Below are 24,179 nucleotides of genomic sequence, written 5' to 3' on the forward strand. Positions count from 1 at the left end.
CCCATGCGTCGTACCGCCTTCGCCGCCGTCGCGGCCGTGCTCCTCCTCGCCGGCTGTTCGGGCGAGGACGGCTCCTCGGACAAGAAGGACGCGGCGCAGACCCCGGAGCAGGCGCTCGCGGCGGCGAAGAAGACGCTCGACGAGACCAGCGGCGTCCACCTCACCCTCGCCTCCAAGAACGTCGACGACACCATCAGCGGGCTGCTGTCCGGCAGCGGCACCCTCACCGACGCGCCCGCCTTCGACGGCAAGATCGTCGTCCAGATCGCCGGGCTCAAGCCGGAGGTCCCCGTGATCGCCGTCGACGGCAAGGTCTACGCGCAGCTGCCGCTGACCAGCGGCTGGCAGGACATCGACCCCACCGACTACGGCGCGCCGGACCCGGCGGCGCTGATGTCGCCCGACCGCGGGCTCTCCTCGATGCTCACCGCCACCACCGACCCGAAGCGGGGCGACTCGGTCCGCGGTGGCGAGGGCAACAAGGAGGTCCTGACCTCCTACTCGGGCACGCTGCCCGCCTCGGCGGCGAAGGCGTTCGTGCCCTCGGTCGCGGGCGACGTCGACGCGACCTACACGCTCACCGCCGACGACCAGCTCCGCGAGGCCGTGCTCACGGGCGACTTCTACGGCACCGGCGCGTCCGAGACCTACACCGTGACCGTCGACGACTACGGCACCGAGAAGGACATCACCGCCCCGTGACGACCGTCCGGGCGGGCCGCGGTCTGCTGGCGCTGGCCGCGGTCGCGGTCGCGTTCGCCGCCGCCGACACCTACGTGGTCGTCCTGGCCCTGCCCGACATCATGCACGGCGTCGGCCTGTCGGTGGAGCAGCTCCAGAAGGGTGCACCGATCGTCTCCGGCTTCCTGCTGGGGTACGTCGCCATGCTGCCGCTCATCGGGCGTATCGCCGACCTCCGCGGCCGGCCGCCCGTGCTGGTCGCCGGTCTCGTCGTCTTCGCCTTCGGGTCGCTGGTCACCGCACTCGCCTACGACCTGCCGATGATGGTGACCGGACGGTTCCTGCAAGGCGTCGGCGGTGGCGCGCTCGTCCCGGCGACCCTCGCCCTCGTCGCCGACCTCTACCCGGTCGAGCGGCGCGGCGTCCCCCTCGGGATCGTCTCCGCCGTGCAGGAGCTCGGCTCGGTGCTCGGCCCGCTCTTCGGAGCGGTGATCCTCGCCGTCGCGGACTGGCGGGCGATCTTCGCGGTCAACCTGGTGGTGGGTGTCGTGCTGGCGGTGCTCGTACGCCGGTCTGCTGGTTCGTCGCGGTATGCAGCCGAACCCCCGCTTCCCGTGCGGAGTTCCGCCCGGGGAGCGACGACTTCCCTGCATACCTCGACGAACCGCCCGGACCGGATCGGAGCGGCCCTGCTGGCGATCATGGTCGCCGCGGCCGTGGTCCTCCGGGTCCGGCCGACGAGCCTGGTCCAAGACCTCACCTGGGGCCGGCTGTGGATCCCGGCGACGGGCACGTCGGACTGGATGACGCCGCTGGGCCTGACCACGATCGCCGCCGGGGTGCTGCTCATCGTCCGGTGCCTCACCGCGCGCAGGCCACTGATCGGCCTGCGCGGGTGGTACGCCAGCGCCCGGGAGGCCGACCTGCCGGGCTCCGTACTGCTCGCGATCGCGCTCGGCGGCGTGGTCCTCGCCTTCGCGACGGCCGATCCCAAGGCGCAGGCGATGTCGGCGCAGGGCGGCTGGTACCTCCTCGCCACGGCGCTTGCGACCGTTGCGCTCGTCGTGCACCTGCGCCGGGCCGATGCGCCGCTGATCCCCCACGGCGCCATCGGCGCCCGCCCCGCCTGGGGGTCGGTGGCGGTGTCGTTCTTCGTCGGCGCCGCCCTGGTCGCGGCGCTCATCGACGTGCCGCTCTTCGCGCGGTCGACGGCCTATCCCGACAGCCAGCTGCTGGCCGCTCTCGTCCTGGTCCGCTTCCTGGTCGCGCTGCCGGTCGGCGCCGTGATCGGCGGCCTGCTCGTCCGGCACCTGCCGGCCGGCGCCGTCACCGCCGTCGGCATGCTGCTCGCCGCCGCCGGGTTCTGGTGGATGTCCACCTGGGGGCCGGACAGCCTGACCTCGTGGAGTGCGACGCTGCCGCTCGTGATCGGCGGGCTCGGGTTCGGGCTCGCGCTGCCGCCGGTCAACGCCGCCGTGCTCGCCACCACCGACCACGCCGTGCACGGTCTGGCCGGCGCGCTCGTCGTCGTCGCGCGGATGGTCGGCATGCTCGTGGGGGTCGCCGGTCTGACCACGCTGGGGCTGCGCCGCTACTACGCCGAGCAGGCCGACCTGCCCCCGGTCCGTGAGGTGTGCGACGGCGCCAGCCGGTGCGACGCGTTCAGCGACCTGATCCGTGCCGCAGGGGTCACCCAGGAGCAGACGGTCTTCGTAGGCGCCGCGGTCGCCGCGCTGGTCGCCGCCGCGCTCGGGCTGGTGCTCCTGCGCGGGGCGCGTACCCGAGGGGTGGACACCGCGTCGGTGCTTCAGACCCTCGGCTAGATTCAACGGCCATGGGTGACTTCGACGACCTCCTGTCCGCCAATGCCGACTACGCCGCCGACTTCCAGCTCAAGGGCTTCGACGGCGTCGCCCGAGCGGGCGTGGCCATCGTGACGTGCATGGACAGCCGTATCGACCCGCTGGGCATGCTCGGCCTCAAGCCCGGCGACGCCAAGATCTTCCGCAACCCGGGTGGCCGCGTCACGGTCGCGGCGATGGAGGCCCTGGTCCTCGGCGCCCACCTCCTCAACGTGCAGCGGATCCTCGTCATCCCGCACACCCGCTGCGCGATGGCGAGCAACAGCGAGAGCGAGCTGCGCGCCCGGATCGGCGAGTCGAGCGGCCAGGACGCCTCCTGGCTGCCGCTGAGCGTTGTGGACGACCAGGTCCGCGCGCTGACCGAGGACGTCGCCAAGGTCCGCTCCCACCCGCTGATCCCCGACACCGTGGCGGTGGGCGGCTTCATGTACGACGTGGACTCGGGCCGCCTCGACCAGAAGGTCTGACCCGGGCCGCTCAGGCCGTCCGCGGCGGGAGCCGGTGGAGGGTGACCTCCTCGAGCCGGCCGCCCGCGGCGACCGCCGTCAGGTAGGTGCAGAACGGCTGCCGGCGGCGGTCGGTCGGCGAGCCGGGGTTGAGCAGCCGGAGCCCGGTCGACGTGGTGCTGTCCCACGGGATGTGGCTGTGGCCGAAGAACAGCACGTCGAGGTCCGGGTAGAGCTCGGCGCAGCGCCGCTCGCGACCCTGCGCCGGTCCGGTCTCGTGCACGACGCCCAGTCGCAGCCCCTCGACCTCCGCCCGGGCCACCTCGGGGAGCCGCTCGCGCAGGACGCCGTGGTCGTTGTTACCGAACACGCCGACGAGCCGGCGCGCGCGTTCCTCGAGCCGGTCGAGCAGCGCCACGTCGACCCAGTCGCCGGCGTGGACCACGACATCGGCGGCGTCGACCTCGGCCCAGACCTCCGCCGGCAGGTCGCGTGCCCGTCGGGGCAGGTGCGTGTCGGAGATGACGAGCAGGCGCGACGGCATGCAGCCATTCAACCCGCCGCTCGTCCGGTCGCTGGGCCGGTGGACGTCGGCGACGCTCGTCAGCGGCGCTCGTCGGTGAGGGATGCCCGCCGCGGTGCCGGCACGTGGGGCTGCACGAGATGCTCGACCGGCAACAGGAACCAGTGCCGGCGTACGCAGGTGATCTTGGCGTGCTCGACCGGGCCGTCGGTGCTCTCCATGACCTCGCGCCACTGCACCTCGGCCAGCGCGCCGCACTCGGGGCACAGCGTCGTGTCCATCTCGTCCTCCGTCAGGCTTGCTGCTTTCGGGACAGGAGCACGACGCGGCGCCCGGTGATACGGGCCAGGCCAGAGGTCGGTGTGCGGCTGGTCGCGACGGGACGTCGACCGGTCCGACGGCCAGGGGCGGCTCAGGGACAATTCCCGTAGCCACCCGCGGGCCCGGTCCGTCAGAGTGGTCCGGTGACCGACGTCGAAACAGCAGTGGCCGCCAGCACCGTCGACCTGCACAAGACCTACGGATCAGGTGACTCCGAGGTGCGCGCCCTCGACGGGGTGACCCTCGACCTCCACGCCGGTCAGTTCACCGCCGTGATGGGTCCGTCGGGGTCCGGCAAGTCGACGCTGATGCACTGCCTCGCCGCCCTCAACGCGCCCACGTCCGGCAAGGCGGTCGTGGACGGGGTCGACCTGAGCACCCTGAACGACACCCGGCTCACCACGCTGCGCCGCGAACGGATCGGCTTCGTCTTCCAGGCCTTCAACCTCATCCCGACCCTGACCGCGCGGGAGAACATCCTCCTCCCCCTCTCGCTCGCCGGCCGCAGGCCGGACGAGGCGTGGTTCGACACCGTCATCGACGCCGTGGGGCTGCGCGACCGGCTCGGTCACCGCCCCAGCGAGCTCTCCGGCGGCCAGCAGCAGCGGGTCGCCTGCGCGCGAGCGCTGGTCAGCAAGCCGCGGATCGTCTTCGCCGACGAGCCGACCGGCAACCTCGACAGCACCTCGTCGGGCGAGATCCTGGCGTTCCTGCGGCGCAGCGTCGACGAGTTCGGGCAGACCGTCGTCATGGTCACCCACGACGCCGTGGCGGCGTCGTACTGCGACCGCGTCGTGTTCCTCGCCGACGGCCGGGTCGTCGACGAGCTCGCCGACCCCGACCGCGAGCAGGTGCTCGAGCACATGGCTGCGCTGCAGTCGGCCGCCATGAACCTGGTCGACTGAGGGCTCGCGATGCTGCGGCTGACCCTGCGCAACCTGCTCGCCCGCAAGGTGCGGCTGGTGATGAGCGCCCTCGCGATCGTGCTCGGCGTGGCCTTCCTGTCCGGGGTGCTGATCTTCAGCCACGGCCTGAGCAACACCTTCGACAACATCATCAAGGGCTCCACGCCCGACGCCGTGGTGCGGCCGATCGGCACCGAGTCGTTCGGCCAGTCCGCCCCCTCGACGCTCACGGTCACCCCGGCCGACGTGAGCCGGTTGGCCGATCTTCCCGAGGTCGCGGCTGCCGACGGGAGCGTCGACGGCACCGGGCTCTTCCTGCTCGACGGCGCCGGGAAGCTCGTCGGCGGGCAGGGCGCGCCCACGCTCGCCTTCAACCACGCCGGCTCGGTCAACATGCTCGGCGAGCCGATCCTCGAGCTGCGGGACGGGCGCTGGCCCGAGCAGCCCGAGGAGGTGCTGCTCGACCACAACGCCGCGGACCGGGGCGGCTACCACGTCGGCGACCAGGTGAGGGTGATCGCACCGAACGGCGACCTGTCCCGCACCCTCAGCCTGGTCGGCACCGCCGACTTCAACGGAGGGGGTACGGCGGGGGCCGTCCTCGTCATCTTCTCCACCCCCGGCGCCCAGCAGATGTTCCTGGGTGGTCGGGACGCGTTCACCTCGGTGAACCTCACCGCGGCCGACGGGGTCAGCCAGGCCCGGCTCGTCGCGGCCGCCAAGACGGTGCTGCCGGACGGCTTCACCGCCGTCACCGGTGACACCGTCGTCGACCAGTCGCAGGACGCCATCGGTCAGTTCCTCGGCGTGATCTCGACGTTCCTCCTGGTCTTCGCGATCATCGCGGTGATCGTCGGCGGCTTCATCATCGTCAACACCTTCTCGATCCTCGTCGCCCAGCGCACCCGAGAGCTGGCGTTGGTGCGTGCTCTCGGCGCCTCCCGACGCCAGGTCACCGGATCGGTCCTGATCGAGGCGCTGGTCACCGGGCTCGTGGCCACCACGGTCGGTGTCGCACTGGGGCTGGCGCTGGCGCGCGGCCTGGCGGCGCTGTTCCGCCAGTTCGGGCTCGACATCGCCGCCAGCTCGCTCACGCTGACGCCGCGCACGATCGTGCTGAGCTACGTCGTCGGCGTGCTCGTCACCCTGGTCGCCGCCTACTTGCCCGCGCGGCGGGCGGCCAAGGTGCCGCCCGTGGCCGCGATGCGGGCCGACCTCGTCCCGAAGGAGCGCTCGCTGCGTCGGCGTACCCTCATCGGGGCCGTGGTCCTGCTCCTCGGTGCCGCGATCGCGGTCGCCGGGCTGTTCGACCCGCCCGGCAACGACGCGGCCTGGATCGGCGTCGGGGCGGTGCTCTGGATCCTCACCGTCGCCGCCATCAGCGCCGCGCTCGGGCATCCCGTCCTGGTCGTGTGCCGCAGCGTCTTCCGTCGCCTCTTCGGCACGCCCGGCCAGCTCGCCGGCGAGAATGCGCTGCGGGACCCGCGCCGCACCGGTGCCACCGCGTCGGCCCTCATGATCGGGCTGGCGCTGGTCTCCCTGATCGGTGTGCTCGCCGCCTCGTTGAACAGCTCGGTCGACGACCTGGTCGACGAGCAGTTCAACGCCGACTTCGTGGTGCAGAGCGTGGCGTTCACGCCGTTCTCGACCGGCGTGGGCGACAAGCTCGAGCACGTGCCCGGGGTGGGCATCATGTCGCGCCAGCAGTTCCTCGCCGCCAAGCTCGGCGGCGTCGACGGCAGCTCCACCTTCATCGCCGCCAACGACGACCGGTTCAGCAGGATCTACGACCTCGACGTGCGCAGCGGCCGCACGACGCTCCAGCCCGGGGAGGCGTTCGTGTCGAAGGACGCCGCCGACAAGCACCACTGGCGGGTCGGCAGCCGGTTCACGCTGAGCTTCCCCGGCGGTGGGACGCTGACGCCGACGGTGGTGGGCGTCATCGAGCCGAGCCAGGTGGCCGGTCAGATCAACATCAGCCTCGACGACCTCGAGTCGGTGGGCGTGCAGCGCCAGGACTCGTCGGTGAGCATCCGACTGGCGCAGGGCGCGGACGCCGCGACCGTCCAGCGCGCCCTCGCCAAGGTCGTCGAGCCGCTGCCCATCGTCAACGTCCAGGACAAGGACGACTTCCGCGACTCGGTCCGCGGTCAGGTCAACCAGCTGCTCTACATGATCTACGGGCTGCTCGCCCTGGCGATCGTGATCGCCGTCATCGGCATCGTGAACACCCTCGGCCTCAGCGTCCTCGAGCGGACCCGCGAGCTGGGCCTGCTCCGGGCGATCGGACTCACCCGTCGCCAGCTGCGCCGGATGGTCACGCTGGAGTCGGTCGCGATCGCCGTGCTCGGCGCGGTGCTCGGCATGGTCCTCGGCCTCGTCTTCGGCGTGCTGCTGCGCCAGGCCCTGTCCGACGACCTCACGAGCCTCGGACTGCCGCTCGGCCAGCTCGTGGTGTTCCTCGTGATCGCGGTCGTGGTCGGCGTTCTCGCGGCCGTGATCCCCGCCGTCCGCGCCTCGCGGCTGGACGTACTGCGGGCGATCGCGACGGAGTGATCGGCTCGGGCAGGTCTAGGGGTAGTCGACGACCGTCACCGGCACATCGGGGTTGGCGATCGTCGAGGACCCGCCCGTGTCGTTGACGACGTGACGGATCCCGCCGCTCCCGTTGGCGGGGTCGAGGAAGATCGTCAGCAGGTCGTGCAGGCGCACGCCGGCCCTGGTGGGCACCTCGTAGGCGTGGTCGGCGAAGACGTCGACGCCCTGGTTGAAGAAGCTGTAGGTCCCCATCCCGGCGCCCTGGAAGGACCGTACGTCGTCGGCGACCTTGACCGCAGCGAAGCCGTCGGTGGTCGGCGACGACCGCCACGCGGCCTGGCTCGGCACGTCGTAGGGCAGTTCGCTCTGGAAGAACGTGACCGACCCGCGCTCGCCGTTCCAGATCACCTGGAAGCCCTGGTAGTGCTCGACGAACAGCCCGGTGGCGGTGACGTCGTCGCCGTTGACCACGACTCCGGTGCGCGCCGTGTTCTCGGTCCAGCCGACGCCTGTGCCATGGTCGGCCCGCCAGGCCCAGATGTCGTCGAGCAGCACGTTGCTGCTGTTGACCTCCAGGCTGGTCTCGGCGCGGCCGGCGTGGGGTCCGCCGATCCGGAAGAACACGTCCTGCAGCGCCGTCGGGTCGCGCGGGTCGTCGCGGTGGTTGTTGCCGTGGGCCTTGCCCAGCCGCACGAGGGTCGGTGACGTCACCGGCCCGGCGTCGACGGTGAAGCCGGCCAGGTCGACGCCGGGGACGTCGGCCACGGACACCGCCGTCGCGCCGCCCTGGGCGGTCAGGGTCGCCAGGCCGAGTCCGAGCACTACCGTGTCGGCTCGCTTCACGTCGATGGTCCGCGGGACGTCGTACACACCCGGGGTGAGCAGGAGGTCGCGGCCTCGGGAGAGCTGGTTGTTGATGGTGGCGATCGAGTCACCGGGGCGGGCGACGTAGAAGTCCGACAGGGGGCGGGAGTGTCCCGGCGTCGAGCCCGCCGCCCAGGTCGTCCCGCGAGCCTCGCGCTGGGTCGCGGGCACGAAGACGCGCCACTGCCCGGCGTCGGTGACGTAGAGGTAGGGCTTCTCGCGCGTCACCGGGGTGGTCGCGAAGGTCGTGTAGTAGGTGGCGGGCGCGCACTCGAAGCACTCGGCCGGAGCGCCCAGGTCACCGGAGAAGACCTGGTTCCAGACGCTGTTGGACCACCCGTCGAGGTCGGAGCTGCGCACGTAGAACTGCTGCTGGGACCCGTTGACGACGGTGCCGCCGGTGAACTGCGAGTCGGCGATGAACCCGCCGCTCGCGAACGACGGCCCGGTGCAGTAGTCCATCAGCGTGGTGTTGCCGTCGACGTGGACGCGGCGCATCGGCGCTGCCTGGGAGACCGCCCAGAACTCGCCCGTGTAGCAGCCCGCGTCGGGGTTGGTCACGTGGATCGTGAGGTTGGACAGTGATCGCCAGAAGTTGTTGAGGGCGATGCAGTTGCCGTTGTCGCACTGGTTGTAGACGTCGACCGAGCCGTTGATGACGACGTCGCCCGGGTCGCGGCCGAGGCCGGCGACCTCGGTGTAGTAACCGACCTGGAAGTTCAGCGGCTCGGCCGCCGTGCCGTAGGTGCCCGGCTTGAACAGCAGGGCGTAGCGCTGCGTCCCGAACTGGTTGGCCAGCTGCTGTGCCGCGACCGCATCCACGGTCGCCTGGATCTGGCTCACCGCCATCGACGGGTCGAACACGTAGGCGTTCGGGCCCAGGTCGGGCGCACCGGGCGCGCGCTTCGCCGCGACCAGTGGCGCTGCCGCGGTGTGGGCGCTCGCCTCATGGGCGGCTGCTCGAGCGGGTGCGGGTGCGGCTCCGAGGAGCGCGATGGCCAGGGCGGCGACAGCGGACAGGGCGAGAGGCGTACGCCGCCCCGCGCGCCGCCCGAGAACAGTCCGGAGCGTCATGCTCGGAGAATCCTCCTGTGCCGTGCTGTGGCACAAGGACCAGTTTCGGGTAAGTGAGCCACCCACTCGCGCGATGCGTCCCACGGGGGTGACATCGCCGGCGGCGGGGTGCACCCTGGCCTAGCGCCTGACACGGACGTCCAGCGGTGGCAGCACCGGTGGGAGCCGTTGAACAAGCGCCTGCTGGGCGGATGCCACCTGACCCCTGAATGACCGACGCGTCGTCAAATTCGGCCGGCGCGGCTGTCGGATCGGCCCGCTCCCGTTCGTAGCGTAGGTAGCGGCAGGCATCAGGCCTGCCCGATGAAGGGAGCAGGGATGGCTCATTACCTCATCTTCTTCAACCAGCAGTGGGTCGGCGACCACGACGAGAGCTGGTTCGAGGGCCGCGTCGAACCGGCCACGGCGGTCATCCGAGAGATGCAGGACCAGGGCGTCCTCGTGTACGCCGGCGGACTGGTCGAGGAGCTCGAGGAAGCGGCAAGCGCGGACGCCACGAGTGGCGAGCTGGTCTTCACCGACGGGCCGTTCGCGGAGACCAAGGAGTGGCTCGGCGGGCTGACCATCGTGGACGTGCCCGACGACGAGTCCGCCCGCAGGTGGGCGGGGCGCGTGGCCGAAGGGTGCGGCTGGCCACAGGAGGTGCGCCGCTTCAAGGCAGGCTCGATGCAGGCCGCCGTGCTCGGCTTGTGAGGCACCGGTCCCCGACGAGCGGTGTCCAACGCTGTCTATTGGCGTCGGTGGAGGCGGATGTGGCCGGGGCGTAGGCGTTCGACCCGGTAGTCGGGGTGGTCGGCGTAGGTGTGGTGGGGCCGGCAGACCAGCACCCCGTCCGCGAGGTCGGTCCTGCCGCCGTGCTGCCACTGGTGGAGGTGGTGGGCGTCCGCCCAGGCGGCGGGTCGTGCGCAGCCCTCGACCGCGCACACGCCGCCCTGCTGCACGTTCATCGCCAAACGCTGCTTCTTGGTGAAGAGCCTGGCCTTGCGGCCCAGGTCGAGGACCTCGCCGCTCGAACCCAGCACGGCCGGGATGATCCCGCAGCGGGCCGCGAGCCGCCGGGCGGTGCCGGGACTGACCACGTCCCCGGTATCCAAACGGGCGGCCTTCAGGCCGCCGAGGAGGGTCGCCAGGTCCAGGGTGACGACCACGACCGGGTCACACCCACCCGTCCGAGGCAGCGTGCCCTTCGGGATGCGGTCGACCAGCTCGGCCAACGCCCGCCCCCGCAGCTCCTCGGCCGAGAGTCGAACCCCGGTCTCGGGGTCGACCGGATCGATCGGGTCGGGGCGGCCGGGGTTGAGCAGCGCCTCCAACATCCGCTGCAACCGCACCCCCTGCACCAGCGGGATCCGAAAGACCCCGTCGGTGGTCTGCGTGGTCTCGTCGTGCCGCAACCGGCAGAACGCCCGACGCGCCGCCAGGGCTTCGGCGCGGGCCAGCTGGACGGCCAGGCGCCGATCCGCGCCGTGGGGGTCGAGCACCTCGTCGAGATGGTCAGCGATCCCGACGCAGCACACCGGTGTCGTGAGCATGGGCCTCCCCGACCAGGTGCTGCTCCGCCCGCACCGCCACGTCGGCGTCCACCTCGGGCGGGAGGGCGTCGAGCGCGTCCACGACCACCGCGGCGGAGGCGACCGGAAACGCGCCCGCGGCCAGGCCCTCGCGGACCAGCCGCCGCTCGGCCAGCGCGTCGGCGAGCGTGACCTCCCGCTTCGCCGCCCCCGGCGCGAGACGCACCTGCTCCCGCAACCACGCGGGTAGGGACACGGCTCCGTCGTGGGCGGCCAGACCCGACGACCCCGCCTGCGCGAGCAGGGCCAGGGTGAGCTCGGCGAGGCGGGCCTGGGCGGCGTACGCCTCCCGCAGACACTCACCCAGCTCCACGGCCGACAGTGCCCACACCCGGTCGGAGTCCACGCCGTCGAGCACCTCGTGCAGCCGGCCCAGGAACCGGTGCACCTGATGCGCGCGCGAGCGCCGGCCGGTGTGGTGGCTCCATGTCCGCTGCGGTCATGCGCACTCCCGAGAGAAGATCCGATACCGAGGATCATCCCCTCGACCACCGACGGTCCTCGACGCTCAGACGACGCAGCGCGAAGCCCTGTGGACAACGCAACCCGGAAGCAGCCCTGTGGACCACAACCGGCCCCGCATGGGGCTCGTGAGGCAGCCGAGACACGACCCAGGAGGAGCGCGAAGGTCAGCGCGAAGGTCTGCGCGGACGCCAGCGCTTCCAGAGCGCCGTGCCCTGGGCGCGCACCTTGCCGTCCCACTCGAGGGTGACCTCGCAGGTCATCTCGTCCTCGCTCGCCGCCGTCACGTCGGCGACCAGCGAGACCGGCTCGGTCAGCGGCGCCGGTCGGCGGTAACGCACGTCGAGGCCGGCGGTGACGTAGGGCAGCGCAGCTCCGGGCAACGGCGGCCAGTCGTGGCCGTGCGCGACGTGGACGACGGCCGCCGCGCTGTGGCAGTCGAGCAGCGTGGCGATGATGCCGCCGTTGAGGTAGCCCAGCCCGTTGTCGTGCTGCGGCCAAGGCAGGAACGTCGCCGTCGCTCCGAACTCGCCGGCCGCGTGGCTCTTCAGCTGCAGCCCGTCGGCGTTGGCCGGCCCGCAGCCGAAGCAGGTCAGCTCCGGGAACCACGTGTCCTGGATCGACGTCATCACTCCCCCATCAGCTCGCGCAGGTCCCGGTCGACGTACGCATCGGCGAAGTCGCCGCGCGACCGGGCCGCGGCCAGCGACTCGACGGTGCCAAGCTCAGCGAGACGGTCGACGAGCGCGGTCGCGGCCGCTCCCGCCTCCCCCTCCAGCAGTACGTCGGCCAGCAGCGCGCAGTCGACCGCGCCGCCGTCCGGCTCGGGACCTAGCGCGCTCGCCCACGCCCCGATCTCGAAGCGCATCGCGGCAGCGGGCGCCGGCCCGTCGGCGCGCAGGTCGACGATCCACGTGATCTCCGGCCCGGGGATGCGCCAGTGCCCCTTGCGCAGCGCCACCTTCCGGGCGCGGAGCGCCTTCGTGACCGCTGCGCGGCGGGCCTTCTGGTCCACGCCGCCCACCATAGAGGGGACCTCAGGCGGATCGCCTTGCCGGGGCGGTGGGCAGCGGCGAGAATCCGAAGGTGCCGCTGGCGGAGCGGTCGCTCCAGCTGCGTTCACTCGGGGACTACGCCGCTGAGGCGCGACAACGGAACGGCCGGTTCGTCCTCATCTCGGGTGAGGCGGGCATCGGCAAGTCCAGCCTGCTCGAGGAGCTCGAGCAGGCCGTTCCGGATGCGCGCTGGTGGTGGGGCGCCTGCGACGGCCTCTTCACCCCCCGCCCCCTCGGGCCGGTCCACGACATCGAGCCGCTCACCGGCCTGCTCGCCGACCTGACCGGCGACGCGGCACCGCGTGAGCGGCTGTTCCAGGGCATCCTCGCCGAGCTCGCCGCGGAGTTCACCGTACTGGTCGTCGAGGACGTCCACTGGGCCGACGAGGCGACCCTCGACCTGCTCCGCTTCCTGACCCGGCGGCTGCGCGACGTTCCGGCGCTCGTGGTGGCCACGTACCGGGACGACGGGCTCGCCGCCCGCGACCCGCTGACGCTGGCCCTCGGCGAGCTCAGCAACCAGCGCGCCGCGCGCCGGATCACCCTGCCCCCGCTGACGCCGGCGGCGGTGGCGCTGCTGTGCGAGGGCACGGGGCACGTCGCCGCGGAGGTGCACCACCTGACCGGCGGGAACCCGTTCTTCGTCTCCGAGGTGCTCAGGGGCCCCGCGCACGGTCTGCCCGGCACGGTGCGCGACGCGGTGCTGGCCCGTCTGGCCACGGTGTCCGACCACGGTCGGCACGCCGCTCGCGTGGCCGCGCTGGTCGGCCTGCGGATCGAGCCGGCCCTCTTCCCCGTGCTCGGGCCGCCCGCCGCCATCGACGAGCTGATCGGCTGCGGGCTGCTCGACGGCGACGGACCGGAGCTGCGGTGGCGCCACGAGATCGCCCGGCGCGCGGTCGAGCAGGCCATGCCGGCCCACCACCAGCCGCCCGTCCACCGCGCCATCCTCCAGGCGCTGCTCGACGCCGGCAGCGTCGACCACGTGCGACTGGCCCACCACGCCGCCTCGTGCGGCGAGGCGTTCGCGGTGCTCACGCACGCACCTCTGGCGGCGGAGCTGGCCGCCGCGGTGCCGTCACACCGCGAGGCCCTGGCGCACTACCGCCTGGCCCTGGACTTCGCGGTCGGCGCCGCGCCGGAGGTCCGGGCGGGCCTCGCCGACGCGGCGGCCGAGCAGGCCGCGCTGGTCGACCAGTGGGAGGAGTCGGCGGCGCACTGCCGGACCGCCCTGGAGGTGTGGCACGCGCTCGGCGACAGCCTGCGCGAGGGCGACACGCTGTGCCGCCTGAGCCGTGCGCTGTGGCACCTGTGCGACGGGCGCGGCTCGATGGGCAGCTCGCGCTCCGCACTGGCCCTCGTCGAGCCGTACGGCGACAGCCCACAGTTCGCCCGGTCGGCGACCAACATGGCCGGCGCCTACCTGCTCGACGGGCAGAACCTGCCCGCCCTCAGCCTGGCCGAGAAGGCCGCCGACCTGGCCGCCCGGCTCGGGCTCCCCGACGTCCGGAGCGACGCGCTGCGCATCGAGGCAGGAGCGCTGCGGGCCCAGGGGCGACCGTGGGAGGGGCCGATGCGCCAGGCGCTCCACGTCGCCCTCGACGCCGGCCACCCGCGTCAGGCGGGCGGTGCCTACACGGCCTGGGTGGACGGGCTGGCCGACCAGTTCCGGTTCGCCGAGGCGGAGACGGTGCTCGCTGAAGGCCTGGCCTACTGCGAGCAGCGCGACGTGCCGACGTATGCCAACGGCCTGGTCGGCGAGCGGGTCCGGATCCTCGAGATGACCGGTCACTGGGACGAGGCGGTGGCCCTGGCCCGGCGGCACCTGGCCAAGGTCACCCTGTCGTTCCCCAACCGGCTGCACGCCACCGTCAGCCTGGCACGGATCCTCGTCCGACGCGGCGAGGACGCCGCCGACCTGGCGCTCGAGGCGAGCCGGGCGGCGGACGGCATCGGCGACCCGCAGTGGCGGCTGCCCGCGCAGCTCCTGCTCGCCGAGCACGCGTGGCTCGCAGGGGACGACGACACCGCCGCCGAGCACGTCCGCCGGGCGTCGTACGCGGCGCTGCGGTTCGGGCCGACCAGCCAGGGGCTCGTCGCGACCTGGCAGCGGCGACTCGGCCTGCCCCATCCCGAGGTGTCCCTCGAGCCGTGGGCGTCCTGGCTGCGCGGTGACACGTCGGCCGCCGTGGCGGCGTTCGAGTCCCTCGGCTCGCCGTACGCCGCCGCCGCCGTGCTCCTCGACTCAGCGACCGAGACGGGGCTGCGCGAAGCGCTCGCCCGCTTCGAGGCGCTGGGCGCCCGGGCGGCCGCCGACCGCACCCGTCAGCGGATGCGCGAGGCGGGACTTCGTGCCGTCCCCCTCGGCGGCCGCGCGACGACGCGGGCCCATCCGCTCGGCCTCACCCGACGCGAGCAGGAGATCCTCGAGCGGCTCTGCGGCGGCGCCACCAACGACGAGATCGCGCAGCAGCTCTTCATCTCGGTCCGCACGGTCGACCACCACGTCTCGGCTGTGCTGGCCAAGCTGGGCGTCGCCAACCGGCGCGAGGCGGTGGCCGCCGCGCACCGGCACGGGCTGCTGACCGCGGAGACCGGCGAAACATAGGCATCCGTCACCCATCCGGGCAGCGGTGCTGCCCACCTACCGTCGAGGAACCCCGACGGAAGGAATCTGCGATGCCGCTCTTCATGGACGTCCACCACATGAACGGAGGCGTGACGGCCAACGACGTGGCCGCCGCCCACGTCGCCGACCTGGCCGAGCAGGACAAGCACGACGTGACCTACCTGCGCTACTGGGTCAACGAGGAGGAGGGCAGGATCTTCTGCCTGTGCGAGGCGCCCTCGGCGGAGGCCGCCAACACCGTGCACCGCGAGGCCCACGGCCTCGTCGCCGATGAGATCTACCAGGTGCAGGAGGGCTCCTGAGTGGGCAACCGCCGATCTCGCGCCGGAGAACCTGGGCAGGCGTCGCGGATCACGAGGGACCGGTGTCGGAAATAGCGTCGATGACGACCGAACCCCCACCACACGGAAGGTGTCAACAGATGCCGCTCTTCATGGATGTCCACAACCTCGGCGAGGTGTCTCTCGCAGACGTTGCCGGCGCGCACGAGGCCGACCTCGCCACCCAGGACCGCTACGACGTGAGCTACCTGCGCTACTGGGTCAACGAGGAGCAGGGCAAGATCTTCTGCCTCGTCGACGCCCCCGACGCCGAGGCTGCCAACCACGTCCACAAGGAGGCCCACGGTCTCGTCGCCGACGAGATCTACGCGGTCTCCGAGGGGTCGTGAGCCCGCGATCGAGTCGAAATGTACGACGCCCGGCCCGCCCATCAGGGCGGACCGGGCGTCGTGCGTGATCAGTCAGATCCCCGCAGGGGTCACTTGACCTTGACCTTGTAGGCCTTGGCCGACTTGGCGGCACCGGTGTACGCGTCGCCCAGGTAGGAGACCTTCACCTTGTTGACGCCCTTCTTGAGCTTCTTCAGCTTGACGGTCGCCTTGCCGTTGACCACGGTGGCCCGGCCGACGACCTTCTTGCCCTTCTTGACGACGACCGTGCCGCCCACCTGGACGCCGCCCTTGGCGGACCAGTCGTTGGCGACGGAGACGACGAGCTTCGCCTTCTTCTTCTTCACGGCCTTCTTGGACGCCTTGGCCGACACGTGGCCGAGCTGCTTGTCGACCTTGATCGAGCCGAGGCTGACCGGGGTCGCGGTCGTGCAGGGCGCGGTGACCCCAGGGATGGGGGCACCGTCCTTGGTCGGGGTGATGGTGAACGACTTGGGCAGCGTGATGGCGTAGGTGCCGGCAGCCGGCTGCTGGAAGAACTCGTTGATGCCCTCACCGCTGAACTGAATGTGGCTGGCGTCGGACGGGGTCGGCGCTCCGAACTTCGCCGGGACCTTGACCTGCACGTTGCCGATGGTGGACGCGAAGTCCTTGACCTCGGCCCCGTTGGCCTGGATCCCGGCCAGAGCCAGGCCGACCGAGATGTCGGTCGTGGCCGTCACCGGAAGGTGCAGCAGGCCGGCAGCCACCGGGATGCCGGCGGCAGCCGTCGTGGGGAGCGCGCCGTTCACCGTGAGCGTGACGGTCTGCGGCCCGACCACAGGGAAGACGCACTGGTAGGCGGCGCTGATCCCGGCGGCCTGAGCCGGCGCAACGGCACCGAGGGTCGCAGCAACGGCGGCGAGAGCGACGCCACTGGCGGCGAGCGGACGAGCAAGCTTCATTCGGGTTTTCCTCCCTTGTAGCGAAGAGGTGCACTCACGGCAGACGCAGCTGTCGCGCGCACCCCGCGGCGAGGTCCCCCTCGGACAGCTCCCCGCCCGAGTCGAACCTGCCGATGTTGGCCGGGATAGCAAACCACATAGTGACGCCGGACACGTCAGAAACGCCGACCCTTGTTACTGGAGAGTTCAGAAGTCGAGATCGTCCAGGTCGAGCGCGCTCGAGCCGGCGGTGATGAACTCCTTGCGGGGCGCCACGTCGGAGCCCATCAGGAGGTCGAAGACGCCCGCGGCGCTCTCGACGTCGTCGACCGTCAGCCGCCGCAGCGTCCGGTGGCGCGGGTCCATCGTCGTCTCCGCCAGCTGGTGGGCGTCCATCTCACCGAGACCCTTGTAGCGCTGGACCGGGTCCTTCCAGCTGACGTTCTTCTTCTTCAGCTCCGCCAGCCGGCGCTGCAGCTCGTCGTCGGAGTAGGTGTAGACGTACTTGTCCATCCCCTTCTTCGGGTTGGACAGCTCGATGCGGTGCAGCGGCGGTACGGCGGAGTAGACCCGCCCGGCCGAGACCAGATCGGGCATGTACTTGAAGAACAGCGTCGCCAGCAGGGTGCGGATGTGGGCGCCGTCGGAGTCGGCGTCCGCCATGAAGATGATCTTCCCGTAGCGCGCGGCCTCGAGGTCGAAGGTGCGCCCCGAGCCGGCACCGACGACCTGGATGATCGAGGCGCACTCGGTGTTCTTGAGCATGTCGGCGACCGACGCCTTCTGCACGTTGAGGATCTTGCCGCGGATCGGCAGCAGCGCCTGGAACTCGCTGTTGCGGGCCAGCTTGGCGGTTCCGAGAGCGGAGTCGCCCTCGACGATGAAGAGCTCGGTGCGCTCGTTGTCGGCGGCGCGGCAGTCGGCCAGCTTGGCCGGCAGCGCTGAGGACTCCAGCGCGTTCTTCCGGCGCTGGGTCTCCTTGTGCTGCCGGGCGGCGATGCGGGTCCTGGCGGCGCCGAGCACCTTCTCCATGACCAGCTTGGCCTGGGCCTTCTCCTTGGCCTTGGTCGAGGTGAGGAACGCCTTGAGCTCGGACGACACGACCTTGCGCACGACGCCCCGGGCCGCCGGCGTACCGAGGATCTCCTTGGTCTGGCCCTCGAACTGCGGCTCGGCCAGGCGCACGGTCACCACCGCGGTCAGGCCCTCGAGGACGTCATCCTTGATGACGTCGACGTCGTTGACCTTGAGCACCTTCGCCGCCCGCATGGCGTCGTTGAACGTCTTGGTCAGCGCGCTCTCGAAGCCGCTCACGTGGGTGCCGCCCTTGGGAGTGGCGATCACGTTGACGAAGGAGCGCACCTCGGTGTCGTAGCCGTTGATCCAGCGCAGCGCGACGTCGACGCCCAGCTCGCGCTCGACGTCCTGAGGGGTCATGTGCCCCTTGTCGTCGAGCATCGGCACGGTCTCGGTGAAGGTCTCCGAGCCCTGCAGGCGGAGCACCTCGGTGACCGGCTCGCCCTGGGAGAGGAAGTCGACGAACTCGGCGATGCCGCCGTCGTGGCGGAACTTCTCCTCGACCGGGCCCTCCCCGCCGGACTCCGCGCCGCGCAGGTCGCGGATGACGAGCTCGAGGCCGGGGACGATGAACGAGGTCTGGCGGGCGCGGCCGATCAGCTCGTCCCAGACGTACTTCGCGTCCTTGGTGAAGATCTGGCGGTCCGGCCAGAAACGGATGAGCGTCCCGGACCTGCCCTTGGTCACGCGGGCGCCCTTGCGGGTGAGGCCGCTCTGGGGCGTGAAGCGGGCCGTCGGCCCGTCGCCGACGAACACGCCCGGCACGCCGCGCTGGAAGCTCAGGCCCTGCCGCGCCGGCGAGCGGTCCACGTCGATGTCCATCCGCGAGGACAGCGCGTTGACGACCGAGAGTCCGACACCGTGCAGGCCACCCGTGGCGGCGTACGACGACCCGCCGAACTTGCCGCCGGCGTGGAGCTTGGTCGCGACGACCTCGACGCCCGGCAGCCCGGTCTTGGGCTCCTTGTCGGTCGGGATGCCCCGCCCGTCGTCGTAGACCTCGACCGAGCCGTCCTCGTGCAGGGTGACCTCGACGCGGTGCGCGTGACCCGCGAGGGCCTCGTCGACGCCGTTGTCGATGATCTCCCAGACGCAGTGCATGAGCCCACGGGTGTCGGTGGACCCGATGTACATGCCCGGGCGCTTGCGGACCGCCTCCAGCCCCTCCAGGACGAGGAGGTGGGCGGCGTTGTAGGTGCTGTCGATCGTGCTGCTCCTAGCCGTGGGGACTCCCTCGCAATCTACCCGCGACACGCCGCGGTCCGGTGCAGGGACGCGCATCGGGGCGCGGCTTACGGTGACCGGAACGACCACGACGTCACGATGTGGACACGATCGGCCCACCCGTTCGGCCAATCGGCTCCGAATCGCTGGTGACGAGGTCAGACTGGGTACCCGGACTGTGAAGCTCGGGGCATGGAATGCCGATGAACAAGATGCACGACCATGGTTGGATCGAAGGGTGGTGGGCAACACAGTCCCTGGGGAATCTTGACCCCCGCGACTACGTTGCACCTGTCACCGACAGAGAAGAGAAATGAGGCCGATGTGACTACTGCTGTTGCCAGCTCCCCGCTGACCGCTGCGGACCGCTGCGACCGCTGCGGGGCCCAGGCCTACCTTCGTGTCGAGCTGCAGTCCGGCGGCGAGCTCCTCTTCTGCGCCCACCATGCCCGCGAGCACGGTGACAAGCTCAAGAAGATCGCGGTGAACGTGGTCGACGAGACCCACAAGCTCACCGGAACGCCGGCACAGGCGCCCGACGACGAGCACTGAGGCCCAACTCCACAAGCCCACGAGAACGGCCCCGGACGGTGTGTCCGGGGCCGTTGTGCGTCCTGGTGCCTAGGGTGTCCCCGTGTCCGCCCTCGAGATCGTCGTCGCCCTCGCCATCGCGGTCGGCCTCGCGACCACCATCGTCCCGGTCCTTCCCGGCACGCTCATCGTCGGCGGTGCCATCCTCGTCTGGGCCTCCGAGACGGGCGGTACGACGGCCTGGCTGGCCTTCGCCGTGGCGGCCGTGCTCCTGGCCGCCGGAGCGGTCGCTAAGTACCTCCTGCCGGGCCGCCGGCTCAAGGAGGCCGGCATCCCGACCTCGACCCAGCTGGCCGGCGCCGCGCTCGGGATCGTCGGGTTCTTCGTCATCCCGCTCGTCGGGCTCTTCATCGGCTTCGTCCTCGGCGTCTACCTAGCCGAGTGGCGACGGCTCGGGTCCGGAAGGGCCTGGCCCTCGACCAAGCACGCGCTGCGGGCGGCCGGCCTGTCGATCCTGCTCGAGCTGGTCTTCAGCGTGCTCGCCACGATCACCTGGGTGGTCGGGCTCGTGGCCACCTGATGGCGGTGCTGCTCGCGCTGCTGTCGGCCCTGGCCTACGGCACGTCTGACTTCCTCGGCGGCGTGATCTCCTCGCGGATCCCGCCCTGGACCGCCGCCTTCTGCTCCCAGATCACCGGGGCGGCCGCGCTCGCGCTGCTGGCGCTGGTCGACGGCGGATCGCTGAGCGCGGCCGGCGCCGCCTGGGGCGTCCTCTCGGGGATCGGCAGCGGCGTGGGGCTCTCCTTCCTCTACCGCGGCCTGTCGTCGGGCCGGATGGGCGTCGTGGCGCCGACCTCCGGGGTGCTCGCGGCCCTGCTCCCGGCGGCCGTCGGCGTCCTCACCGGCGACCGGCCGTCGCTGCCCGCCTGGATCGGCATCGTCCTGGCGGTGCCTGCGACGTTCCTGGTCGCACGGGAGCCGTCGCTGGACGCGCCCGACGACTCGCCCGCCCGCTCCTCAGGAGTGAGCGACGGCCTGCTCGCCGGCTGCGGCTTCGGCGTGGGTTTCGCCGCCATCGCCAAGGCCCCGGACGCGGACGGCTTCTGGCCGGTCGCGCTGAGCCTGCTCGTGGGTGCGGCGGTCGTGGTCGCCGGCGCCCTCGTCGCACGCAGCGACTGGGTGCCGCGCAACGCGACGGCCGCGCTCTCCACCAGCACCGGGATCCTGGCCGCTGCCGCCCTGGCGTTCTTCCTCGCCTCGCTCGACCACGGGATGCTCGCGGTCTCCGCGGTCGTCGCGGCGCTCTACCCGGCCGCGACCGTGCTGCTGGCCATCACCGTGCTGCGCGAGCACGTCCACCGTGCCCAGGCGCTCGGGCTGGCCCTGTGCGCCGTCGCCGTGGCGCTCGTGGCCACGGGCTGAGCCGGCGTCACAGGCCGGCCGCGAGCGACCAGCTCATCGGCCGCTGGACCGACGACGGCTCCCACAGCGGTTCCGGGCGCCCGAAGAGGAACCCCTGCGCGAGCTCGCAGCCGAGACCGCCGAGGACGCGTGCCTGGTGCATCGTCTCGACCCGCTCCGCGATCACACGGACGCCGAGGGAGCGCGCCATCACGAGGATGGCCTCCAAGATCGGAGCCTCCAGCGACTCCTCCTTGATGCCCTCGATGAAGGTGCCGTCGATCTTGATGACGTCGAGCGGCAACCGGTCCAGCCAGCGAAGGGATGAGTAGCCGGAGCCGAAGTCGTCGATGGCGATCAGCACGCCCAGGGCGCGGACCTCGTGCAGCGTCTCGGCGACCTGGGGGTCGTCGTCGTCGCAGACCGCCTCGGTCACCTCGATCATGAGGCGGTCGCCCTGCAGCCCGTGGCGCCAGAGCGCCGCGCGCACCGTGTGGACGTACTCGGCCCGGCGCAGCTCGCACACCGACACGTTCACCGACACCGTCGCGAAGGTGTTGCCGGTCTCGGCGAGGGCGAGACAGGCCTGGTCCAGCGTCCAGGCGCCGAGCGCCCGGATGGCTCCGGTCCGCTCGGCCTGTGGCACGAAGTCGCCCGGCGGCACCAGGCCGCGCTGCGGGTGCTGCCAGCGCACCAGCGCCTCGACCCCGACGACGGCGCGGTCGGCGAGCCGGACCAGGGGCTGGTAGTGGAGGACGAGCTCGCCACACTCGATCGCCGCCTCGAGCTCGCTCGCCGCACGGCCCGGGTCGCCGTGCACGACCGTCTGGTTGCGACCGGCCGCCTTGGCGTCGTAGAGCGCGACGTCGGCCCGGCTCATGAGCATCGACGCCGAGTCGCCCGCGCGCCACGCGGCGACACCTGCCGACGCCGTCACCTCGGGGGCGAGCGCCTCCCGCAGCCGGTCGGCGAGGTCGGCGGCGCCGCCGAGGGTGTCGTCGAGGACGATGAGACCGAACTCGTCGCCTCCGTAGCGGCCCAGCACCGCGTTCTTGGGCAGCACGCTGCGCCATCGGCTCGCACACATCCGCAGCAGCTCGTCGCCGCGCTGGTGGCCCTGGCCGTCGTTGATCTGCTTGAACCCGTCGAGGTCGAGCAGGGCGAGGAAGAGCCGGCTGTCGTCGGCGCGCGCCTGCTGGAGCGCCTCCTGCAGTCGGCGGTCGAGACCGCGCCGGTTCATCAATCGGGTGAGCGGGTCCTCCTCAGCCGCGTCGGCCGCGCGGCAGACGGCCGCGACCACGATCCCGACCGCGATGCAGACGCCGTTCAAGGTCACCACGGTCTGCCACGACACGCCGACCTGCGGCAGCAGCACGGTCGTCACCAGCAGGACGTGTGTCAGGTGCACCGCCACGCCGACGACGGAGAAGAACAGGGCCGCGTCGAGGATCACGAAGAGGTAGACCGGCACCGTCGCGTCGACGACGCCCGTTCCACGGCCCAGCAGGATCTGCGCGGTGGTGAGGACGGCCCCGGCGACCACGGCGACGTGGAAGAACCAGCGCGGGAACCTACGGCCCCACTTCAGAACCGCCAGGCCGCTGAGCATCGAGGTCAGCGGTATCACCATCAACGGGGCCCGATGGGCCGTCCGCGGGTCGACCAGGACCACCAGCAGGATGCACGCCGCGCCCGTGACGTAGACGGCACCCGTCGTCAGTGCGACGACCGGAAGGGTCGCCACAGCAGGGTGCTGCCGGTTGGAGGCGAGCCGCCGCCAACGCGCGCGTAGGAGGACCATGCACCCTCATCGGCACGCGCGGGCGGGCCCTTACCTCTACCCGGGCGAGGATTCCCGCCCGGCCCGCGGTCAGTCCAGGTAGTCGCGCAGGACCTGCGACCGCGACGGGTGCCGCAGCTTCGACATGGTCTTGGACTCGATCTGCCGGATCCGCTCGCGCGTGACGCCGTAGACCTTGCCGATCTCGTCGAGCGTCTTCGGCTGGCCGTCGGTGAGACCGAACCGCATGCTCACGACGCCCGCCTCACGCTCGGACAGCGTGTCGAGCACGGCGTGCAGCTGCTCCTGCAGCAGCGTGAAGCTGACCGCGTCCGCTGGGACGATCGCCTCGGAGTCCTCGATCAGGTCGCCGAACTCGCTGTCGCCGTCCTCGCCGAGCGGGGTGTGCAGCGAGATCGGCTCGCGGCCGTACTTCTGGACCTCGATGACCTTCTCGGGGGTCATGTCGAGCTCCTTGGCCAGCTCCTCCGGCGTGGGCTCGCGGCCCAGGTCCTGGAGCATCTGGCGCTGCACGCGGGCGAGCTTGTTGATGACCTCGACCATGTGCACCGGGATGCGGATGGTGCGGGCCTGGTCGGCCATCGCTCGGGTGATGGCCTGACGGATCCACCACGTGGCGTAGGTCGAGAACTTGTAGCCCTTGGTGTAGTCGAACTTCTCGACCGCACGGATCAGGCCGAGGTTGCCCTCCTGGATCAGGTCGAGGAAGAGCATGCCGCGACCGGTGTAGCGCTTGGCGAGGCTGACCACGAGTCGCAGGTTGGCCTCGAGCAGGTGGTTCTTCGCGCGGCGGCCGTCCTCGGCGATCCACTCGAGCTCCTCCTCGAGCTTCGCGGTGATCTTGCCGCCCTTGGCGAGCTTCTCCTCGCTGAAGAGGCCGGCCTCGATCCGCTTGGCGAGCTCGACCTCCATCTCGGCGTTGAGGAGGGGCACCTTGCCGATCTGCTTGAGGTAGTCCTTCACGGGGTCGGCCGTCGCGCCGGCGACCATCACCTGCTGCTCGGGCTCGTCGGTGTCGTCGGCGGCCGAGACGACGAAGGAGGCTTCCTTCTCGTCCTCGACGATCGTCGGGTCCGTCGCGACGTCCTTCTCGAACTGGTCGTCGGGGATGTCCGGCAGGATCTTCTTGCCGTCGGGGCTCACCGTGGCGGCGGCCTCGTCCGTCCCGACCTCGATCTCGATGGACTCCACGTCGACGTCCTCGAGCACGGGCTCCTCACCGTCCGCGCCGGCGGCCTTGGCGGACGCGGCCTCGGCCGGCGCCGGCTCGGCGCCCTTCTTCGCGGCGGTCTTCTTGGCCGCGGTCTTCGCCGTGGCGGCCTTCTTGGTCGCCGACGTCGCCGCCGCAGCCTTGCCCGCGGGCGCGCCCAGGTCGACCGAGATGCCGAGGGTGCTCAGGTGCCCGAGAAGGGACTTCAGGTGCCGCGGCTCGACGGCTGCCTGCTCGGTCGCCTGCCGGACGTCCTCCGGCGTCACGCGGCCTGAGGGCATGGCCCGCTCGATGAGCGACACAACTGCCGGGTGGCTGAGCACCTCAGCGGGGATCTTCCGTGCGTTCGAGGACACGAACACCTCTCGTGACAGTGTTTTTCGTCGGCCAGCCCCGCTGGCCTGGTGGCTT

General features: G+C 71.6%; 23 protein-coding genes. 12 read left to right on the forward strand and 11 right to left on the reverse strand.

Annotated features, from left to right (window positions below):
* Positions 1 to 3 precede the first annotated feature (3 nt).
* The 3 genes from BM236_RS05120 to BM236_RS05130 are packed head-to-tail and all read left to right on the forward strand — an operon-like array spanning position 4 to position 3,010.
* A complete protein-coding gene (locus BM236_RS05120) occupies positions 4 to 702 on the forward strand; it encodes an LppX_LprAFG lipoprotein (protein ID WP_091121004.1) in 699 nt (232 codons plus the stop codon).
* Entirely contained in the window at positions 699 to 2,504 is a 1,806-nt protein-coding gene (locus tag BM236_RS05125; protein ID WP_091121006.1) for an MFS transporter, read from the forward strand. Before BM236_RS05120 ends, BM236_RS05125 begins: the two co-directional genes overlap by 4 nt.
* Positions 2,505 to 2,515: 11 nt before the next feature.
* Positions 2,516 to 3,010 carry a beta-class carbonic anhydrase gene (locus BM236_RS05130; protein WP_091121008.1) on the forward strand — a complete coding sequence of 165 codons (495 nt, stop codon included), beginning with the start codon at positions 2,516 to 2,518 and terminating at the stop codon, positions 3,008 to 3,010.
* Between the two features lie 10 nt (positions 3,011 to 3,020).
* On the opposite strand, the gene BM236_RS05135 is transcribed toward BM236_RS05130, so the two are convergent.
* Together BM236_RS05135 and BM236_RS05140 are read right to left on the reverse strand one after the other, a co-directional pair.
* Positions 3,021 to 3,533: a metallophosphoesterase family protein gene (locus BM236_RS05135; protein ID WP_091121010.1), complete on the reverse strand. Its 513-nt coding sequence runs from the start codon at positions 3,531 to 3,533 to the stop codon at positions 3,021 to 3,023.
* Between the two features lie 59 nt (positions 3,534 to 3,592).
* Entirely contained in the window at positions 3,593 to 3,793 is a 201-nt protein-coding gene (locus BM236_RS05140; protein WP_091121012.1) for a hypothetical protein, read from the reverse strand.
* Between the two features lie 183 nt (positions 3,794 to 3,976).
* On the opposite strand from BM236_RS05140, the gene BM236_RS05145 reads away from it, so the two are divergent.
* Positions 3,977 to 4,738 carry an ABC transporter ATP-binding protein gene (locus tag BM236_RS05145; protein ID WP_217645236.1) on the forward strand — a complete coding sequence of 254 codons (762 nt, stop codon included), beginning with the start codon at positions 3,977 to 3,979 and terminating at the stop codon, positions 4,736 to 4,738.
* 9 nt (positions 4,739 to 4,747) lie between these two features.
* Positions 4,748 to 7,294 carry an ABC transporter permease gene (locus BM236_RS05150; RefSeq protein WP_091121017.1) on the forward strand — a complete coding sequence of 849 codons (2,547 nt, stop codon included), beginning with the start codon at positions 4,748 to 4,750 and terminating at the stop codon, positions 7,292 to 7,294.
* Positions 7,295 to 7,309: 15 nt separating this feature from the next.
* Here BM236_RS05150 and BM236_RS05155 read toward each other — a convergent pair whose 3' ends face one another.
* On the reverse strand, positions 7,310 to 9,214 hold the full coding sequence (locus BM236_RS05155) for a pectate lyase family protein (protein WP_091121018.1): 1,905 nt from the start codon (positions 9,212 to 9,214) through the stop codon (positions 7,310 to 7,312).
* A 318-nt stretch (positions 9,215 to 9,532) separates the two neighbouring features.
* Between BM236_RS05155 and BM236_RS05160 the strand changes: the two genes are divergently transcribed.
* Positions 9,533 to 9,907: a YciI family protein gene (locus BM236_RS05160; RefSeq protein WP_091121021.1), complete on the forward strand. Its 375-nt coding sequence runs from the start codon at positions 9,533 to 9,535 to the stop codon at positions 9,905 to 9,907.
* A 35-nt stretch (positions 9,908 to 9,942) separates the two neighbouring features.
* Here BM236_RS05160 and BM236_RS05165 read toward each other — a convergent pair whose 3' ends face one another.
* The 4 genes from BM236_RS05165 to BM236_RS05180 all read right to left on the reverse strand — a co-directional run bounded on the left by BM236_RS05165 (position 9,943) and on the right by BM236_RS05180 (position 12,262).
* A complete protein-coding gene (locus BM236_RS05165; RefSeq protein WP_139230027.1) occupies positions 9,943 to 10,746 on the reverse strand; it encodes an HNH endonuclease signature motif containing protein in 804 nt (267 codons plus the stop codon).
* Positions 10,709 to 11,173, reverse strand: a complete 465-nt coding sequence (locus BM236_RS05170) for a DUF222 domain-containing protein (protein ID WP_091121026.1) — start codon at positions 11,171 to 11,173, stop codon at positions 10,709 to 10,711. The genes BM236_RS05165 and BM236_RS05170 overlap by 38 nt, the downstream gene beginning before the upstream one ends.
* Before the next feature lie 241 nt (positions 11,174 to 11,414).
* The gene (locus BM236_RS05175; RefSeq protein WP_091121515.1) at positions 11,415 to 11,876 is read right to left on the reverse strand and encodes a PaaI family thioesterase; all 462 of its coding nucleotides are present in this window, start codon (positions 11,874 to 11,876) and stop codon (positions 11,415 to 11,417) included.
* On the reverse strand, positions 11,876 to 12,262 hold the full coding sequence (locus BM236_RS05180) for a hypothetical protein (RefSeq protein ID WP_139230028.1): 387 nt from the start codon (positions 12,260 to 12,262) through the stop codon (positions 11,876 to 11,878). The genes BM236_RS05175 and BM236_RS05180 overlap by 1 nt, the downstream gene beginning before the upstream one ends.
* A 71-nt stretch (positions 12,263 to 12,333) precedes the next feature.
* Here BM236_RS05180 and BM236_RS05185 point away from each other — a divergent pair, with 71 nt between their 5' ends.
* The 3 genes from BM236_RS05185 (at position 12,334) to BM236_RS05195 (ending at position 15,601) form a co-directional block, all read left to right on the forward strand.
* Positions 12,334 to 14,910: an ATP-binding protein gene (locus BM236_RS05185; RefSeq protein ID WP_175507554.1), complete on the forward strand. Its 2,577-nt coding sequence runs from the start codon at positions 12,334 to 12,336 to the stop codon at positions 14,908 to 14,910.
* Between the two features lie 71 nt (positions 14,911 to 14,981).
* A complete protein-coding gene (locus BM236_RS05190; RefSeq protein ID WP_091121032.1) occupies positions 14,982 to 15,233 on the forward strand; it encodes a DUF4242 domain-containing protein in 252 nt (83 codons plus the stop codon).
* A gap of 119 nt (positions 15,234 to 15,352) precedes the next feature.
* Positions 15,353 to 15,601, forward strand: a complete 249-nt coding sequence (locus tag BM236_RS05195; protein WP_091121034.1) for a DUF4242 domain-containing protein — start codon at positions 15,353 to 15,355, stop codon at positions 15,599 to 15,601.
* Between the two features lie 89 nt (positions 15,602 to 15,690).
* Here the strand turns inward: BM236_RS05195 and BM236_RS05200 are convergent, their stop codons facing one another.
* Both BM236_RS05200 and BM236_RS05205 read right to left on the reverse strand, forming a co-directional pair.
* Positions 15,691 to 16,545: a DUF6801 domain-containing protein gene (locus BM236_RS05200; RefSeq protein WP_091121036.1), complete on the reverse strand. Its 855-nt coding sequence runs from the start codon at positions 16,543 to 16,545 to the stop codon at positions 15,691 to 15,693.
* Positions 16,546 to 16,731: 186 nt separating this feature from the next.
* Complete coding sequence (locus tag BM236_RS05205; RefSeq protein WP_091121039.1) at positions 16,732 to 18,882, reverse strand: DNA gyrase/topoisomerase IV subunit B; 2,151 nt, start codon at positions 18,880 to 18,882, stop codon at positions 16,732 to 16,734.
* Positions 18,883 to 19,149: 267 nt separating this feature from the next.
* Between BM236_RS05205 and BM236_RS05210 the strand changes: the two genes are divergently transcribed.
* The 3 genes from BM236_RS05210 (at position 19,150) to BM236_RS05220 (ending at position 20,778) form a co-directional block, all read left to right on the forward strand.
* Positions 19,150 to 19,377 (forward strand): DUF7455 domain-containing protein, encoded by a 228-nt coding sequence (locus BM236_RS05210; protein WP_091121041.1) that lies wholly within the window; start codon positions 19,150 to 19,152, stop codon positions 19,375 to 19,377.
* Positions 19,378 to 19,459: 82 nt separating this feature from the next.
* Positions 19,460 to 19,936 carry a DUF456 domain-containing protein gene (locus BM236_RS05215; protein ID WP_175507555.1) on the forward strand — a complete coding sequence of 159 codons (477 nt, stop codon included), beginning with the start codon at positions 19,460 to 19,462 and terminating at the stop codon, positions 19,934 to 19,936.
* Positions 19,936 to 20,778: an EamA family transporter gene (locus BM236_RS05220; protein ID WP_091121043.1), complete on the forward strand. Its 843-nt coding sequence runs from the start codon at positions 19,936 to 19,938 to the stop codon at positions 20,776 to 20,778. The genes BM236_RS05215 and BM236_RS05220 overlap by 1 nt, the downstream gene beginning before the upstream one ends.
* A gap of 7 nt (positions 20,779 to 20,785) precedes the next feature.
* On the opposite strand, the gene BM236_RS05225 is transcribed toward BM236_RS05220, so the two are convergent.
* Together BM236_RS05225 and BM236_RS05230 are read right to left on the reverse strand one after the other, a co-directional pair.
* Complete coding sequence (locus BM236_RS05225) at positions 20,786 to 22,558, reverse strand: putative bifunctional diguanylate cyclase/phosphodiesterase (RefSeq protein ID WP_091121046.1); 1,773 nt, start codon at positions 22,556 to 22,558, stop codon at positions 20,786 to 20,788.
* A 69-nt stretch (positions 22,559 to 22,627) separates the two neighbouring features.
* The gene (locus BM236_RS05230; protein ID WP_091121047.1) at positions 22,628 to 24,130 is read right to left on the reverse strand and encodes an RNA polymerase sigma factor; all 1,503 of its coding nucleotides are present in this window, start codon (positions 24,128 to 24,130) and stop codon (positions 22,628 to 22,630) included.
* Positions 24,131 to 24,179 lie beyond the last annotated feature (49 nt).

Origin of the sequence: Nocardioides terrae (assembly GCF_900112345.1) — a bacterium.
GTDB classification, from domain to species: Bacteria; Actinomycetota; Actinomycetes; order Propionibacteriales; family Nocardioidaceae; genus Nocardioides; species Nocardioides terrae.

What these genes read in the sequence shown, in the direction of transcription:
- BM236_RS05120 (WP_091121004.1), top strand. Translation starts at nt 4, where the DNA reads ATGCGTCGTACCGCCTTCGCCGCCGTCGCGGCCGTGCTCCTCCTCGCC.
- BM236_RS05130 (WP_091121008.1), top strand. Translation starts at nt 2,516, where the DNA reads ATGGGTGACTTCGACGACCTCCTGTCCGCCAATGCCGACTACGCCGCC.
- BM236_RS05135 (WP_091121010.1), bottom strand. Translation starts at nt 3,533, where the DNA reads ATGCCGTCGCGCCTGCTCGTCATCTCCGACACGCACCTGCCCCGACGG.
- BM236_RS05140 (WP_091121012.1), bottom strand. Translation starts at nt 3,793, where the DNA reads ATGGACACGACGCTGTGCCCCGAGTGCGGCGCGCTGGCCGAGGTGCAG.
- BM236_RS05150 (WP_091121017.1), top strand. Translation starts at nt 4,748, where the DNA reads ATGCTGCGGCTGACCCTGCGCAACCTGCTCGCCCGCAAGGTGCGGCTG.
- BM236_RS05155 (WP_091121018.1), bottom strand. Translation starts at nt 9,214, where the DNA reads ATGACGCTCCGGACTGTTCTCGGGCGGCGCGCGGGGCGGCGTACGCCT.
- BM236_RS05160 (WP_091121021.1), top strand. Translation starts at nt 9,533, where the DNA reads ATGGCTCATTACCTCATCTTCTTCAACCAGCAGTGGGTCGGCGACCAC.
- BM236_RS05165 (WP_139230027.1), bottom strand. Translation starts at nt 10,746, where the DNA reads ATGCTCACGACACCGGTGTGCTGCGTCGGGATCGCTGACCATCTCGAC.
- BM236_RS05175 (WP_091121515.1), bottom strand. Translation starts at nt 11,876, where the DNA reads ATGACGTCGATCCAGGACACGTGGTTCCCGGAGCTGACCTGCTTCGGC.
- BM236_RS05190 (WP_091121032.1), top strand. Translation starts at nt 14,982, where the DNA reads ATGCCGCTCTTCATGGACGTCCACCACATGAACGGAGGCGTGACGGCC.
- BM236_RS05195 (WP_091121034.1), top strand. Translation starts at nt 15,353, where the DNA reads ATGCCGCTCTTCATGGATGTCCACAACCTCGGCGAGGTGTCTCTCGCA.
- BM236_RS05200 (WP_091121036.1), bottom strand. Translation starts at nt 16,545, where the DNA reads ATGAAGCTTGCTCGTCCGCTCGCCGCCAGTGGCGTCGCTCTCGCCGCC.
- BM236_RS05205 (WP_091121039.1), bottom strand. Translation starts at nt 18,882, where the DNA reads ATGCGCGTCCCTGCACCGGACCGCGGCGTGTCGCGGGTAGATTGCGAG.
- BM236_RS05220 (WP_091121043.1), top strand. Translation starts at nt 19,936, where the DNA reads ATGGCGGTGCTGCTCGCGCTGCTGTCGGCCCTGGCCTACGGCACGTCT.
- BM236_RS05225 (WP_091121046.1), bottom strand. Translation starts at nt 22,558, where the DNA reads ATGGTCCTCCTACGCGCGCGTTGGCGGCGGCTCGCCTCCAACCGGCAG.